Origin of the sequence: Streptomyces sp. NPDC094147, from assembly GCF_044764265.1 — a bacterium.
GTDB lineage: Bacteria > Actinomycetota > Actinomycetes > Streptomycetales > Streptomycetaceae > Streptomyces.
The window spans coordinates 244,283-259,713 of the sequence record NZ_JBIWHT010000002.1; the positions used below are offsets into that span (position 1 = coordinate 244,283).

At 73.0% G+C, this 15,431-nt stretch carries 11 protein-coding genes; 9 read left to right on the forward strand and 2 right to left on the reverse strand.

Annotated features, from left to right (window positions below; all coding sequences use genetic code 11):
• Nucleotides 1-94: 94 nt before the first annotated feature.
• The 4 genes from ACIQ8J_RS06535 (at nt 95) to nudC (ending at nt 9,557) form a co-directional block, all read left to right on the forward strand.
• Nucleotides 95-3,424, forward strand: a complete 3,330-nt coding sequence (locus ACIQ8J_RS06535) for an ATP-dependent helicase (protein WP_403267032.1) — start codon at nt 95-97, stop codon at nt 3,422-3,424.
• Nucleotides 3,425-3,494: 70 nt separating this feature from the next.
• A complete protein-coding gene (locus tag ACIQ8J_RS06540) occupies nt 3,495-7,109 on the forward strand; it encodes a UvrD-helicase domain-containing protein (RefSeq protein WP_403267030.1) in 3,615 nt (1,204 codons plus the stop codon).
• Between the two features lie 10 nt (nt 7,110-7,119).
• On the forward strand, nt 7,120-8,535 hold the full coding sequence (locus tag ACIQ8J_RS06545) for a dipeptidase (RefSeq protein ID WP_403267027.1): 1,416 nt from the start codon (nt 7,120-7,122) through the stop codon (nt 8,533-8,535).
• Between the two features lie 59 nt (nt 8,536-8,594).
• Nucleotides 8,595-9,557, forward strand: a complete 963-nt coding sequence (nudC, locus tag ACIQ8J_RS06550) for an NAD(+) diphosphatase (RefSeq protein WP_403267024.1) — start codon at nt 8,595-8,597, stop codon at nt 9,555-9,557.
• A gap of 76 nt (nt 9,558-9,633) precedes the next feature.
• Here nudC and ACIQ8J_RS06555 read toward each other — a convergent pair whose 3' ends face one another.
• Nucleotides 9,634-9,876, reverse strand: a complete 243-nt coding sequence (locus ACIQ8J_RS06555) for a mycoredoxin (protein WP_366345363.1) — start codon at nt 9,874-9,876, stop codon at nt 9,634-9,636.
• A gap of 261 nt (nt 9,877-10,137) precedes the next feature.
• Between ACIQ8J_RS06555 and ACIQ8J_RS06560 the strand changes: the two genes are divergently transcribed.
• The 5 genes from ACIQ8J_RS06560 to ACIQ8J_RS06580 all read left to right on the forward strand — a co-directional run bounded on the left by ACIQ8J_RS06560 (nt 10,138) and on the right by ACIQ8J_RS06580 (nt 14,026).
• The gene (locus ACIQ8J_RS06560; RefSeq protein ID WP_403267021.1) at nt 10,138-12,321 is read left to right on the forward strand and encodes an ATP-dependent DNA helicase UvrD2; all 2,184 of its coding nucleotides are present in this window, start codon (nt 10,138-10,140) and stop codon (nt 12,319-12,321) included.
• Nucleotides 12,322-12,500: 179 nt separating this feature from the next.
• Entirely contained in the window at nt 12,501-12,854 is a 354-nt protein-coding gene (locus ACIQ8J_RS06565) for a hypothetical protein (RefSeq protein ID WP_403267019.1), read from the forward strand.
• Between the two features lie 168 nt (nt 12,855-13,022).
• Nucleotides 13,023-13,391, forward strand: a complete 369-nt coding sequence (locus ACIQ8J_RS06570) for a WhiB family transcriptional regulator (protein WP_053729898.1) — start codon at nt 13,023-13,025, stop codon at nt 13,389-13,391.
• Nucleotides 13,388-13,711 (forward strand): hypothetical protein, encoded by a 324-nt coding sequence (locus tag ACIQ8J_RS06575; RefSeq protein ID WP_403267015.1) that lies wholly within the window; start codon nt 13,388-13,390, stop codon nt 13,709-13,711. The genes ACIQ8J_RS06570 and ACIQ8J_RS06575 overlap by 4 nt, the downstream gene beginning before the upstream one ends.
• Nucleotides 13,712-13,855: 144 nt before the next feature.
• The gene (locus ACIQ8J_RS06580) at nt 13,856-14,026 is read left to right on the forward strand and encodes a hypothetical protein (protein ID WP_403267012.1); all 171 of its coding nucleotides are present in this window, start codon (nt 13,856-13,858) and stop codon (nt 14,024-14,026) included.
• A 19-nt stretch (nt 14,027-14,045) separates the two neighbouring features.
• Here ACIQ8J_RS06580 and ACIQ8J_RS06585 read toward each other — a convergent pair whose 3' ends face one another.
• Entirely contained in the window at nt 14,046-15,410 is a 1,365-nt protein-coding gene (locus ACIQ8J_RS06585; RefSeq protein WP_403267010.1) for an ABC1 kinase family protein, read from the reverse strand.
• Nucleotides 15,411-15,431 lie beyond the last annotated feature (21 nt).

Genomic DNA, 15,431 nt, shown 5'->3' on the forward strand with positions numbered 1-15,431 from the left:
GTGCGGTTCGGCGTACCGTCGAGGGCCCGCACCCGCGGCGCGGACCTCGTAACCACCATCACGACCAGCACACCCACCAGGACCGGCGATCCACGTGAGCTCCTCCTCTTCCACCGGGCGTACGGCGTACCAGCAGGTACGCCGGGCGACCCCGGGCGCGTACCGACTGGTGCGTACCCCGCCGGACCCGGTGGATCCCCCCCTCCTTGACGCACCCCAGCGCAGGGTGGTTGACCACCGGACGGGTCCCCTTCTGGTGCTCGCGGGGCCCGGCACCGGCAAGACCACCACCCTGGTCGAGGCGGTCGCGGCCCGGGTGGCGGCCGGTACGGATCCCGAACGCATCCTGGTCCTCACCTTCAGCCGCAAGGCCGCGGTCGAGCTCCGCGACCGCATGGCGCTGCGGCTCGGCGCCGGCGCCAAGGGCCCGCAGGCCACCACCTTCCACTCGTACTGCTACGCGCTCGTGCGCGCCCACCAGGACGCCGAACTGTTCCGCGAGCCGCTGCGGCTGCTGTCCGGTCCCGAACAGGACGTGGCGGTACGCGATCTCCTGGCCGGCCAGCTCGATCTGGAGCGCACCGGCCTCGCGCAGGTGAGCTGGCCCGACGAACTGCGCGCCTGCCTGACCACGCGCGGCTTCGCCGACGAGGTGCGCGCGGTGCTCGCCCGCAGCCGCGAACTGGGCCTCGGCCCCGACGCGCTGGCCGACTTCGCGCGCCGGGCCGGGCGCCCGGACTGGACGGCGGCGTCGGCGTTCCTCGCCGAATACCTCGACGTCCTCGACCTCCAGGGCGTCCTGGACTACGCGGAGCTCGTGCACCGCGCGGTGCTCCTCGCCGAACGCATCGCGCTGCCCTCCTATGACGCCGTGTTCGTCGACGAGTACCAGGACACCGACCCGGCACAGGTACGGCTGCTGCGGGCGCTGGCGGGCGGCTCGGGCACCCTGGTCGCCTTCGGCGACCCCGACCAGTCGATCTACACCTTCCGCGGCGCCGACATCAACGGCATCCTCGACTTCCCCGACGCCTTCGCCCGCGCGGACGGGACCCCGGCGCCGGTGGAAGTCCTTACCACCTCCCGCCGCTCCGGCAAGACCCTGCTCGAAGCGACCCGGCTGCTGACCCGCCGCATGCCGCTGCCGCGCCTGCCCGCCGAACAGGTCCGCGCGCACCGCGAGTTGACGCCCACCCGCGCGGGCGGCCGCGTGGAGGCCCACACCTATCCCACGGCCTCCACCGAGCTGGACAACATCGCGGACCTCCTGCGCCGCGCCCACCTCGAAGAGGGCGTCCCCTGGCGGGAGATGGCGGTCCTGGTCCGGGCGGGCACCCGCACCATCCCGGCGCTGCGCCGCGCCCTGACCGCGGCGGGCATCCCCCTGGACACCTCGGGCGCCGACACCCCGCTGCGCCACGAACCGGCGGTGGGTCCGCTCCTTGTGGCGCTGCGCGCGGCAGCACTGGCCGGCACAGCTGCGGTCCCGGCCGAGCCCGAGCCGTCGACCGAGCCGGCCGAACCCTCCGCGGACCGGGCCGCACCCCCCGCCTGGCTCGACCCCGAGACCGCCCACACCCTGCTCACCTCCCCGCTGGGCGGCATGGACACCGCCGACCTGCGCCGCCTGGCCCGCGCCCTGCGCGACGAGGAGCGGGCCGCGGGCACCCGCCTCCCGGCCCCCTCGGACGTGCTGCTCGCCCGCGCCCTGGCCGAGCCCGAACGGCTCGTCGCGCACGACCCCTCGTACGCCCGCGGCGCGCAGCGCCTCGCCGCGCTGCTGCGCAAGGCCCGCGAGCTCCTGGCGGGCGGCGGCACCGCTGCCGAGGCCCTGTGGGAGCTGTGGAACGGCACCCCCTGGCCGCAGCGCCTGGAACGCGCGGCGCTGCGCGGCGGCGCCGGCGGCCGGAGCGCCGACCGCGATCTCGACGCGGTGTGCGCCCTGTTCGACACCGCGGCCCGCGCCGAGGAGCGCACCGGTGGCCGGGGCGCGCTCAACTTCCTCGAAGAGGTCGACGCCCAGGACATAGCGGCCGACACCCTGACCCGCGGGGCCGCCCGCCCGGACGCGGTACGCGTCATGACCGCCCACCGCGCCAAGGGCCTGGAGTGGAGCCTGGTCGTGGTCGCCTGCGTCCAGGAGGGACTCTGGCCCGATCTGCGCCGCCGCGGCTCCCTCCTCGAAGCCGACCGCATCGGCCGCGACGGCCTCGCCGAACCGCTCACCCCGGGCGCGCTCCTCGCCGAGGAACGACGCCTCTTCTATGTCGCGGCCACCCGCGCCCGCGACCGCCTGATCGTCACCGCCGTGAAGGCCGCGGCCGACGACGGCGATCAGCCGTCCCGCTTCCTGACCGAACTGGGCGTCGAACCGCGCGACACGACCGGCCGCCCCCGCCGCCCGCTCGCCATCGCCCCGCTCGTCGCCGAACTGCGCGCCACCACCGTCGACCCGCAGGCCTCCGACGCGCTGCGCGAGGCGGCCGCCGAGCGCCTCGCACGGCTGGCCGCGCTGACCGACGACGAGGACCGGCCGCTGGTCCCCGCGGCGCATCCGTACCGCTGGTGGGGCCTGTACGAGCCGACCCGTTCGCAGGTTCCGCTGCGGGACCGCGACACCCCGGTCGTGCTGTCCGGCAGCGCCCTCGACCAGCTCGCCAACACCTGCGCGCTCCAGTGGTTCCTGGGCCGCGAGGTGAAGGCGGACGCGCCCGCCACCGCCGCCCAGGGCTTCGGCAACGTCGTGCACGTCCTCGCCGACGAGGTGGCGTCCGGCCGCACGCCCGCCGACCTCGCCGTCCTGATGGAGCGCCTCGACTCCGTATGGGACGCGCTCGCCTTCGACGCGCCCTGGAAGTCCGTCCAGGAGAAGCAGAACGCCCGCGCCGCCCTGGAGCGCTTCCTCCAGTGGCACACCCTGGACCGCGCCGGGCGCACCCCGGTCGCCACGGAACACGACTTCGACGTGACCCTGGAGGCGGGGGAGTACGAGGTGCGCATCCGGGGCTCCATGGACCGGGTCGAGCAGGACGTCGAGGGCCGCGCGTACGTGGTCGACTTCAAGACCGGCAAGCAGGCGCCCACCGCCGCCGAGGTCGCCGCCCACCCGCAGCTCGCCGTCTACCAGCTCGCCGTCCGCGAGGGCGCGGTGGACGAGGCCTTCGCGGGCCGCCGCCCCGACCCCGGCGGCGCCGAACTCGTCCACCTGCGCCAGCCCGCCCCCAAACGCGAGGGCGGCGACGCCCATCCGAAGGTCCAGGCGCAGCAGCCGCTGGCGGGCGAGTGGGTGGGCGACCTGCTGGCCACCGCGGCGGGCCGGGTCCTGGACGAGCACTTCACCCCGACCCCCGGCACCCACTGCACCCACTGCGCGTTCCGGGCGTCGTGCACGGCCCAGCCGGAGGGGCGGCAGGTGGTGGAGTAGAAGGCTCCGCTTTCGGCCCGGGGGACTTCGCCCCGCCCCGCTGTCAGTGCCCCCGACTACCCTTCCTGACGTGCCCACCCACCTCAGCGACCCCGAAGAGCTCAAAGAGCTCCTCGGCATCCCCTTCACCCCGGAGCAGACGGCCTGCATCACCGCCCCGCCCGCCCCGCAGGTCGTCGTGGCCGGAGCCGGCTCCGGCAAGACGACGGTCATGGCGGCCCGGGTCGTGTGGCTGGTGGGCACCGGCCAGGTCGCACCCGAGCAGGTCCTGGGCCTGACCTTCACCAACAAGGCCGCGGGCGAGCTCGCCGACCGCGTGCGCACCGCGCTGATCAGGGCGGGCATCACGGACCCGGACGCCCCGGAGCCGGAGCAGGGCGAGCCCGGCATCTCCACGTACCACGCCTTCGCGGGCCGCCTCCTGACCGACCACGGCCTGCGCATAGGCCTGGAGCCCACGTCCCGGCTGCTCGCCGACGCCACCCGCTTCCAGCTCGCCGCCCGCGTGCTCCGCGAGGCCCCGGGCCCGTATCCGGCGCTGACCAAGTCGTTCGCCTCCCTGGTCAGCGACCTCCTCGCGCTGGACGCCGAGCTCGCGGAACATCTCGTACGCCCCGAACGGCTGGCCGCGTACGACCAGGAACTGCTGCGCACCCTCGCCCACGCCAAGCTCACCAACGCCGAGCTGCGCAAGGTCCCCGAGGCCGCCGGGGCCCGGCTCGAACTGCTCGACCTCACCACCCGCTACCGGGCCGCCAAGAAGAGCCGCGACCTGCTGGACTTCGGCGACCAGATCGCGCTCTCCGCCGAGCTCGCCCTCACCCGCCCCGAGGTCGGCCGGATCCTGCGCGAGGAGTTCCGGGTGGTCCTCCTGGACGAGTACCAGGACACCTCCGTCGCCCAGCGCCGCCTGCTCGCCGCGCTCTTCGGCGGCGGCACCGGCCACGCCGTGACCGCGGTGGGCGACCCCTGCCAGGCCATCTACGGCTGGCGCGGCGCCTCGGTCGCCAACCTGGACGACTTCCCCCGCCACTTCCCGCACGCCGACGGCCGCCCGGCCACCCGCTACTCCCTCTCCGAGAACCGCCGCAGCGGCGGCCGCCTCCTGGACCTCGCCAACTCCCTTGCCGCGCCGCTGCGTTCGATGCACGAAGGCGTGCAGGCGCTGCGCCCGGCCCCCGGCGCCGAGCGGGACGGAAGCGTCCGCATCGCCCTGCTCGACACCCACGAGCAGGAGATCGAGTGGCTCGCCGACTCGATCGCCCACCTGGTGCGCACCGGCAAGGCGCCCGGCGAGATCGCCGTCCTGTGCCGTACGGCGGGCGACTTCCCGCAGATCCAGGGCGCGTTGGTGGCCCGGGACGTCCCCGTCGAGGTCGTGGGCCTGTCCGGGCTCCTCCACCTGCCCGAGGTCGCCGACCTCGTCGCGGTCTGCGAAGTCCTCCAGGACCCGGGCGCCAACGCCTCCCTCGTACGGATCCTGACCGGCCCGCGCTGGCGCATCGGCCCCCGCGACCTGGCGCTGCTCGGCCGCCGCGCCCGCAACCTCGTACGCCGCACCCCGGGCGGCTCCGACGATGCCGACCAGCGCCTCGCCGACGCCGTCGAAGGGGTCGACCCTGCCGAGGTGATCTCGCTGGCCGACGCCCTGGACACCTTCCTCGAAAGCACCGAGGACGACGAGCTCCCCTTCTCCGCCGAGGCCCGCGTCCGCTTCGCCCGGCTCGCCGCCGAACTGCGCGACCTGCGCCGCTCGCTCGCCGATCCGCTCATGGACGTACTGCACCGCGTCCTGACCGTCACCGGCCTCGAAGTCGAACTGTCGGCGTCCCCGCACGCGCTGGCCGCCCGCCGCCGCGAGACGCTCTCCGGGTTCCTCGACACGGCGGCCGGCTTCGCCGCGCTCGACGGCGAGGCCTCGCTGCTCGCCTTCCTCGGATTCCTGCGCACGGCCGCCCAGTACGAGAAGGGCCTGGACAACGCGCTGCCCGGCGGCGAGAACACGGTCAAGGTCCTCACCGCCCACAAGTCCAAGGGGCTGGAGTGGGATGTCGTCGCCGTCCCCGGCCTGGTCACCGGAACGTTCCCCTCCACCCAGTCGCGCGAGGCCTGGACCGCCCAGGCGAAGGTCCTCCCGCACGCCCTGCGCGGCGACGCCCCGACGCTGCCCGTCGTCGGCGAGTGGGACGCGAAGGGCCTCAAGTCCTTCAAGGAGGACATGAAGGAGCACCAGCACACCGAGGAACTGCGCCTGGGATACGTCACGTTCACCCGTCCCCGCACCCTGCTGCTCGGCTCGGGCCACTGGTGGGGCCCGAGCCAGAAGAAGCCCCGGGGCCCCTCCGCCTTCCTGCACGCGCTGTACGGGCACTGCGCGGCTGGCCACGGCGAGATCGAGGCCTGGGCGGACGAACCGGCCGAGGACGCCGAGAACCCGGCCCTCCACGAGTCCGCGACCACCTACGCCTGGCCGCTCCCGCTCGACCCGGAATCCCTGGCCCGCCGCCGCGCGGCGGCGGAGCGCGTCCTGGCTCACTTGGCGGCCCCGGCGGCGGAGGCCGCGTACGAAGAGCATGCCCATAGCACCGACCAGGAGGCGCCCTATGGCGACGCCTCTTATGACGCCTCTTATGACGCCTCTTATGAGGAGGCGGCCTCTTACGACGACGCCCCTTACGACGACCCCTCTTATGAGGAGGCGGCCTCTTACGACGACGCCCCTTACGACGACCCCTCTTATGAGGACGAGCCGTTCCCTCCTGACGATGAAGAGGAGTTCGGCGTCCATGCCGACGCGGCCGACGACTGGGACCTCCTGCCCGCCGAGCGCCCGGCCACCGTTCCGACCGACGAGGCCCGGGTGGAGCACGCCCGCAGCGAGCCCGGCAGCGACACCGGGGCGCGCGGTCATGCCCCCGCTGCGGTGTCCGTCCCCGCCCCCCGCCTGACCCCCGAGGACCGCCGCACCCTGCACTCCTGGGACCGCGATCTGGAGGCGCTCACCACCGAGCTCCGGCGGGCCCGCGCCACCACCCGAGACGTTCCGCTGCCGGCCTCGCTCACCGCGTCCGAGCTGCTGAGGCTGGCCGCCGACCCCGACGGCTTCGCCAGGGACCTGGCCCGCCCCATGCCGCGCCGCCCGCAGCCGGCCGCCCGCCGGGGCACCCGGTTCCACGCCTGGGTGGAGTCCCGCTTCGAGGAACTCCCGCTGCCCATGCTCGGCCCCGACGAACTGCCCGGGGCGGACGACATCGAGGCCGACATCGCGGACGAGCGGGACCTGGCCGCCCTCAAGGAGGCCTTCGAGCGCACCCCGTACGCGGCCCGCACCCCGTTCCGCACCGAGGCCCCCATCCAGCTGACCCTCGCGGGCCGGGTGATCCGGGGCCGGATCGACGCGGTGTACAAGGAGGGCGACGGCGCCTCGGCGACGTACGAGATCGTGGACTGGAAGACCGGCCGGGAGGCCACCGCCGACCCCCTCCAGCTGGCGGTCTACCGGGTCGCCTGGTCCGAGCAACTGGGCATCCCGCTGGAGGCGGTGGGGGCCGCGTTCGTGTACGTACGCACAGGTGAGACGGTCCGTCCGACTCGGCTGCCGGGCCGCGCCGAGCTGACGGCGATCCTGCTGGGGGAGAGTCCGAGGAGCGGACCGGAGGACGAGCCACCACCCCCGGCCGGATAGGCTCAAGGACATGAGCGAGACCCCGGACAGCGCCGTCCAGACCGCCACCGCGACGGTGCGCACGTACATCGAGCAGCACCGCGCCGCCTTCCTCGAAGACCTCGCGGAGTGGCTGCGCATCCCGTCCGTGTCGGCCCAGCCCGACCACGACGCCGACGTACGGCGCAGTGCCGACTGGCTCGCCGCCAAGCTCAGGGAGACCGGCTTCCCGGTCGCCGAGATCCTGGACACCCCGGGCGCCCCCGCCGTCTACGCCGAGTGGCCCTCGGGCGAGCCGGGCGCGCCCACCGTCCTGGTCTACGGCCACCACGACGTGCAGCCCGCGGCCCGCGAGGACGGCTGGCACACCGACCCGTTCGAGCCGGTGATCACCGACGGCCGGATGTACGGGCGCGGCGCGGCCGACGACAAGGGCCAGGTGTTCTTCCACACCCTCGGGGTCCGCGCGCACCTGGCGGCCACCGGCCGCACCGCCCCCGCCGTCAACCTGAAGCTCCTGATCGAGGGTGAGGAGGAGTCGGGTTCGCCGCACTTCCGGGCCCTGGTCGAGCAGCACGCCGAGCGCCTCGCGGCCGACGCCGTGATCGTGTCCGACACCGGCATGTGGTCCGAGGACACCCCCACCGTGTGCACCGGCATGCGCGGCCTCGCCGAGTGCGAGATCCGGCTGTACGGACCCGCCCAGGACATCCACTCCGGTTCGTTCGGCGGCGCGGTCCCCAACCCGGCGACGGCCGCCGCCCGCCTGGTCGCGGCCCTGCACGACGCTGACGAGCACGTCACCGTGCCCGGCTTCTACGAGGGCATCGCCGAGCTGACCGACGTCGAGCGCGAGCTCTTCGCCGAGCTGCCCTTCGACGAGGCCGAATGGCTGCGCACCGCCAAGTCGGGGGCGACCCTCGGCGAGGCCGGGTTCTCCACCCTTGAGCGGATCTGGGCCCGCCCGACCGCCGAGGTCAACGGCATCGGCGGCGGCTACCAGGGCCCCGGCGGCAAGACGGTCATCCCGTCCTCGGCGATGGTGAAGCTGTCGTTCCGGCTGGTCGCGGGCCAGGACCCCGAGCGGATCGAGAAGCTCGTCACCGCCTGGGCGGCCGAGCGGATCCCCGCCGGGATCCGGCACGAGATCACCTGGAGCGCGGGCACCCGCCCGTGCCTGACCCCGCTCGGCCACCCGGCACTCCAGTCCGTCGTACGCGCCATGGCCGAGGCCTTCGGCAAGAAGGTCCGCTTCACCCGCGAGGGAGGCTCGGGCCCCGCCGCCGACCTTCAGGACGTACTGGCCGCGCCCGTCCTGTTCCTCGGGATCTCGGTCCCCTCCGACGGCTGGCACGCGCCCAACGAGAAGGTCGAACTGGACCTGCTGTTCAAGGGCGTCGAGACCACGGCCCACCTGTGGAGCGACCTCGCCGCCACAACAGCCTGATCCACCGGCTGACAGACATCGCTGAACACACCATCCACCCGGGGGAGTTGGAAGCACCTGTGAGCACCACCAGCAGTGAAGCCATCACGGACCGGCCGATCGGGCTCGCCACGCCCATCGGCCTCACCGAGCGCAGCGGCATCGACCGCGCGGCCCACCACCGCCTCGACGAGGCCTGGCTGGCGGCCGCCTGGAGTCACCCGACGACCCGGGTCTTCGTGGTGTCCGGCGGCCAGGTCCTGGTCGACGACGCTTCCGACGGCCGCACCGAGATCGTCATGACCCCGGCCTTCGAGGCCCCGGTCACCGAGACCCACCGCTACTTCCTGGGCACCGACGAGGACGGCGTCAGCTACTTCGCCCTCCAGAAGGACGCCCTGCCCGGCCGCATGGACCAGTCGGCGCGGCCCGCCGGGCTGCGCGAGGCGGGCCTGCTGCTGTCTCCCCGCGACGCGGGCCTGCTGGTGCATGCCGTCGCCCTGGAGAACTGGCAGCGCCTGCACCGCTTCTGCTCCCGCTGCGGAGAGCGCACCGTCATCGCGGCGGCCGGCCACATCCGCCGCTGCCCGGCCTGCGGGGCCGAGCACTACCCGCGCACCGACCCCGCGGTGATCATGCTGGTCACCGACGAGCAGGACCGCGCGCTGCTAGGCCGCCAGGTGCACTGGCCCGAAGGCCGCTTCTCCACCCTGGCGGGCTTCGTGGAGCCCGGCGAATCCATCGAGCAGTCGGTCCGCCGCGAGGTCTTCGAGGAGGCCGGCGTCACGGTCGGCCCGGTCGAGTACGTCGCCAGCCAGCCCTGGCCCTTCCCGTCCAGCCTGATGCTCGGCTTCATGGCCAAGGCCACCTCGTCCGAGATCAACGTGGACGGCGAGGAGATCCACGAGGCCCGCTGGTTCTCCCGCGAGGACCTGACCGCCGCCTTCGAATCCGGCGAGGTCCTGCCCCCGTACGGCATCTCGATCGCGGCCCGCCTCATCGAGCTCTGGTACGGCAAGCCCCTGCCGAAGCCGACCCACTGACCCGGCCTCGCACATACGGAAGGCCCCCGTCCGGGATGCGGACGGGGGCCTTCCGGCACATTGAGGGCGACCGGTGTCAGACGCCGATCTTCTGCTTGACCTGCGCGAGCGACGGGTTGGTCAGCGTGGAGCCGTCGTGGAAGAGGACGGTCGGCACCGTCTGGTTGCCGCCGTTGGCCTTCTCCACGAACGCCGCCGACTCCGGGTCGTGCTCGATGTTGACCTCGGTGTACGCGATGCCCTCGCGGTCCATCTGCTTCTTCAGCCGCTGGCAGTAGCCGCACCAAGTGGTGCTGTACATCGTCACAGTGCCCGGCATGTCTCTCGCGCTCCTCTGTATCGCTGACTGGCGTGCGCGCCCCGCCCAATGCGGTTCCGCACCGCCTAGAACGTACGGGACCCGACCGCCATTCCCGCATGTGACCGAATCGCCACGGACGGCCGCCGGGCCGTATCGCGGCCGTTCGGGCCGGGGCGTTGCCGCGTCCGGCCCGGCGTCCGGCCGGCATTAGTACGACTTCTGGCTCCCCCTGTGGACAACGCGGCGCATCCGTCCCGGCCGACCTGGCAGCATGGCGGGGTGACAGCAGCAACGCACTCCACTCTCTTCCCGCAGGTCCCCGACACGGCGGACGCGGTGCTCGACGGGCTCGACCCCGAGCAGCGCGAGGTCGCGACGGCCCTGCACGGGCCGGTGTGCGTGCTGGCCGGCGCCGGCACCGGCAAGACCCGCGCGATCACCCACCGGATCGCCTACGGGGTGCGCGCCGGGATCCTCCAGCCGTCCAGCGTGCTGGCCGTCACGTTCACCAATCGCGCGGCCGGCGAGATGCGCGGCCGGCTGCGCCAGCTCGGCGCGGGCGGCGTCCAGGCCCGCACCTTCCACTCGGCGGCCCTGCGCCAGCTCCAGTACTTCTGGCCCAAGGCGGTCGGCGGCGAGCTGCCCCGGCTTGTCGAGCGCAAGGTTCAACTGGTCGCCGAGGCGGGCGCCCGCTGCCGGGTCCGGCTCGACCGCAACGAGCTGCGCGATGTGACGGGCGAGATCGAGTGGGCGAAGGTCACCCAGACCGTCCCGGCCGACTACCCGGCGGCCGTCGCCAAACTGCACCGGGACGCGCCCCGCGACCCGGCCGAGATCGCGCAGATCTATGCGATGTACGAGCAGCTCAAGCAGGACCGTGGGGTGATCGACTTCGAGGACGTGCTGCTCCTGACGGTCGGCGTGCTCCAGGACCGGCACGACATCGCGGACCAGATCCGCCGCCAGTACCAGCACTTCGTGGTGGACGAGTACCAGGACGTCAGCCCCCTCCAGCAGCGCCTCCTGGAGCTGTGGCTGGGCGACCGCGACAACCTGTGCGTGGTCGGCGACGCCAGCCAGACCATCTACTCCTTTACCGGCGCCACCCCCGACCACCTGCTGAACTTCCGCACCCGCCACCCGGGCGCGACCGTGGTGAAGCTGGTCCGGGACTACCGCTCCACCCCTCAGGTGGTGCACCTCGCCAACGGACTGCTCGGCCAGGCGAGCGGCCGCGCCGCCGAGCACCGGCTCGAACTGGTCTCGCAGCGCGAGGCGGGCCCCGAGCCGGTCTACACGGAGTACGGCGACGAGCCCGCCGAGGCCGAGGGCGTCGCCCGGCGCATCCGCGACCTGATCGCCTCCGGGGTCTCGGCCGGCCAGATCGCCGTGCTCTACCGCATCAACGCCCAGTCCGAGATCTACGAGCAGGCCCTCGCCGACGCGGGCGTGCCCTACCAACTGCGCGGCGCCGAGCGGTTCTTCGAGCGCCCCGAGGTGAGGGAGGCGGGCATCGCGCTGCGCGGCGCCGCCAGAGCAGGCGGCAACGACTCGCTGCTCGACGACGCGGTGGACCTGCCCTCCCAGGTGCGGGCGGTCCTCGGCACCAAGGGCTGGACCGCCGCGCCCCCGGCGGGTTCGGGCTCGGTCCGCGACAAGTGGGAGTCGCTCGCCGCCCTGGTCCGCCTCGCCGAGGACTACGAGCGGGCCAGGCCGGGCGCGAGCCTCTCCGACCTGGTGGCCGAGCTGGACGAGCGGGCCGCCGCCCAGCACGCCCCGACCGTCGAGGGCGTCACCCTCGCCTCGCTGCACGCGGCCAAGGGCCTGGAGTGGGACGCCGTGTTCCTGGTCGGCCTCACCGAGGGCATGATGCCGATCACGTACGCCAAGACGGACGAGCAGATCGAGGAGGAGCGCCGGCTGCTGTACGTCGGCGTCACCCGGGCCCGGTTCCACCTCGCGCTGTCCTGGTCGCTCTCCCGGTCTCCCGGCGGCCGGGCCTCCCGCCGCCCCAGCCGCTTCCTGAACGGCCTGCGGCCGGGCTCGGCGGGCCGCGGAGCCCGCTCGGCCCCGGCCGGCGCCGACGGCATCGAACGCGGGCCGGCCGCCCGCAAGCGCACCCGCCGGGGCCCGGTGCTGTGCCGGGTGTGCGGGAAAACACTCACCGAAGCCGGCGAGATGAAGCTGATGCGCTGCGAGGACTGCCCCTCGGACATGGACGAGGCGCTGTACGAGCGGCTCCGCGACTGGCGCTCCCACCAGGCACAGCGGCAGGGCATGCCGCCCTACGTCGTCTTCACGGACAAGACGCTCATGGCGATCGCCGAGGCCGTGCCGTCCACCGGCCACGAGCTCGCGGTGATCTCCGGCGTCGGCGCCCGCAAGCTGGACCGCTACGGCACCGATGTCCTGGCCATCTGCGCAGGTGAGGAGCCTGGAGGAGACGACGAGGAGACCTCATGAAAACTCGTCGAAAAAATAGTTTGCGCCCGCCCCAGGAATCCCCATAGGTTCTTAACCACGGAAACAGGAGCTTCTCCGAAGCCCGGTCTCCGTGCTGTACTTAGCTGTACTTATCCGAATACGCATGGGATCAGGCCCCCGGGCCGAAGTCCCCGAGACGCCGAGAGGAGGCGAGACCAGTGGCCAGCTACATCGAGATCAACACCAGCTTCATCAGCACCAAAGTGACGGACCGCTCGGTCGTCGCCACCTGCACGCTCGGCTCCTCGTTCCAGGGCACCGGTCTGTCCACCGGCGTCTCCGGTCTGCTCGGCCTCTCCGCCGTCATCCCGGCCGCTCTGGCGAGCCTCCCCGTGCGTGATGAGCGCAATGAGCGGCCGATTGAGGCGCCGGGAGCAGCAGTAGCGAAGGGACGGGCTCAGGCCCACGCCTTTGCCGCGACCGGTGCCGGAGCCGAGAAGCAGACGAAGCAGTACCAGCACCACACGATGTGGGCCTTCCGTGGGCTCGAACCCTGGAGTGATCCAGCCTGATCCAGATCAGGCAGGCGCCTTCAGGGCCGCGGAACCCCACCCGGGATCCGCGGCCCTTCTGTTTGTCCCGAACGGGACGGATGGAGCGAAGGGGGCCTCGGTGCCAGCCGAAACCCGGCCGACCGGCCGGACCGACACAGCCGAACAAGACGAGGAAGAGAAACCACCGTGCAACTCGAAGCGCACGCCCCGTCCGTACCGCCCGCCCCGACTCTTCCCCCGCCCGGTCTCACGGAGGACCCCGCCTTGACTCCCCTCACCGCGCTCACCGCGCTCGACGACGCCATCGAGAACCTCGGCGTACCCGTCCCCTGCCGCTCCTTCGACCCGGAGGTCTTCTTCGCCGAGTCGCCGGCCGATGTCGAGTACGCCAAGTCGCTCTGCCAGACCTGCCCCCTGATGGCCGCCTGCCTCGCGGGTGCCAAGGAGCGGCGCGAGCCGTGGGGCGTCTGGGGCGGCGAGCTCTTCGTCCAGGGTGTTGTCGTTGCCCGCAAGCGGCCGCGCGGCCGTCCGCGCAAGAACCCGGTCGCCGCATGAACCGCCCCGGCACCATCGACCATCCCCGAACGAACGACCCCCAGAAGCAGGCCCCGATGACGACGTCCGCCAGCGAGCCCACCGGCTCCGCGACCCCAGACTTCACCACCACCGGCGCGAACGAGTCGCGTCAGAACAGGACCCTCGAAATGCAACTCATGCCAGAAGCCCTGGCTCGTGCGCATATGCACCAGCTCCGGCAGGAAGCCGACGCGGAGCGCCAGGCCCTGCGCCTGGTCGCCGCCCGGCGCATGCAGCGGCGCGCCGAGCGCGCGTCGATGCGTGCCCGCCGTGCCCTGGCCATGGCCGTCATGCACTGACGGCCGGTGCCGGTCGGCACGACCGGGAAAACGGAAACGAGATGCGGGGGCCGGTCCGAACGGACCGGCCCCCGCGGTGCGTTGTGCCCGGCAAAGCGCCGGGCGCGGCGGTATCGTCGCGAGGTGGACGACCAGAATCGGCCGATGGCCGAAACCATCGTGTGCGCTCACTGCGGGACCCCGGCCCCTGCCGGGGGCCCACCGCCGACCTGGACCTACTCGGTCGAGAACGGCACCGGCCGCTACTACTGCGACGACTGCGCCCGCGCCAACATCAGGGCCATCGAGGGCCGGCTCGACGCCGCCTGGTGGTAGCGGCCGGAGCTGCCCCCGGTCACGCCTCCTCGGCCGCCTCCTGTTCCTGAGCCGCGTCCGCCAGGAACCCGGGCATCCACTCCTCCAACTCGTCCCGCATCCGTACCGTCGCGTCCAGCTGGCACAGCACCCCGATGGTGGACAGCGTCACGCGGTGTATCAGCAGATACGACGGCGGCAGGTTGAGCTGCTTGCCCAGCTGGTGCGCGGGGGATCGGGGATCGGCGATCCGGGCCGCCTGACCGCGCATCCAGCCCCGGCTGAAGGTGAACTCGTCGGCCTGCGCCGGCTCGATGATCGGCAGCAGGTAGTCGAGGACCGCGTCCGGGTCGAGGTCGATGGACTCCTTGACGAAGCCCTCCCCGCGCAGCAGCTCGTACACCGCCTCGGCCCTGCCCTCCAGCGTCATCCGCAGGGACTCGCCGATGGTCCGGGGCAGCCCGCCGGGCAGCCGGTCCACCGTGCCGAAGTCCAGGACGCCGAGCCGCCACGGGCCGCCCTCCTTCTGCGGCGGGAGCAGCCGGAAGTTGCCCGGATGCGGATCCGCGTGCAGCAGCCCGGTCCTCGCCGGGCCCGAGAACAGGAACCGGGTCAGCAACTGCCCTGCCCTGTCCCGCTGTTCGGGAGTGCCGTCGTTGATGACCTCCGACAGCGGTATCCCGTCGATCCACTCGGTCACCAGAACCTGGTCGCTCTGGTGCACCACGTCGGGCACCACCACATCGGTGTCGCCCGCGAACTCCGCCGCGTGCTCCCGCTGGGCCCGCGCCTCCAGTTCGTAGTCGAGCTCCTCCGAGACCCGGTCGCGCAGCTCGGAGATGAGCGGCTTGATGTCCATCCCCGGAATCAGCGGCCCGAGCAGCCGGGCGAACCGGCTGAGCTGGGTCAGATCCGACAGCAGTGCTTCACCCGCCCCCGGGTACTGCACCTTGACGGCCACCTCGCGACCGTCGTGCCAGACCGCCCGGTGCACCTGCCCGATCGAGGCGGCGGCCGCCGGCTTCTCTTCGAACTCCAGGAACAATTCCCGCCAGTCCGCGCCGATCCGCTCCGCCAGTACGGCATGGACCGTGCGGGTCGGCATAGGTGGCGCCGCCTCCTGGAGCTTGGTCAGGGCGGCCCGGTAGGGACCCGCGACCTCCTCCGGCAGGGCCGACTCGAAGACGGACAGCGCCTGCCCGAACTTCATCGCACCGCCCTTGAGTTCGCCCAAGACCTTGAAGAGCTGCTCGGCGGTGCGCTGCTGGAGCTCGCGGGCGACCAGTTCCGCCGACTTCCCGCCGATCCGCTTGCCCAGGCCCCAGGTGGCCCGGCCCGCGAAGCCGAGCGGCAGCGCGGCCAGCTTGGCGGTCCGGGTGACCGCCTTCCGGGGAAGATCAGACATGCGCCCCTCCAAATCCCAGAC

Excerpts from the sequence above, each read along its gene's own strand:
- ACIQ8J_RS06555 (WP_366345363.1), bottom strand. The coding sequence starts at position 9,876 with ATGCCGGGCACTGTGACGATGTACAGCACCACTTGGTGCGGCTACTGC.
- ACIQ8J_RS06580 (WP_403267012.1), top strand. The coding sequence starts at position 13,856 with ATGGCCGAAACCATCGTGTGCGCTCACTGCGGGACCCCGGCCCCTGCC.
- ACIQ8J_RS06575 (WP_403267015.1), top strand. The coding sequence starts at position 13,388 with ATGAACCGCCCCGGCACCATCGACCATCCCCGAACGAACGACCCCCAG.
- ACIQ8J_RS06545 (WP_403267027.1), top strand. The coding sequence starts at position 7,120 with ATGAGCGAGACCCCGGACAGCGCCGTCCAGACCGCCACCGCGACGGTG.
- ACIQ8J_RS06585 (WP_403267010.1), bottom strand. The coding sequence starts at position 15,410 with ATGTCTGATCTTCCCCGGAAGGCGGTCACCCGGACCGCCAAGCTGGCC.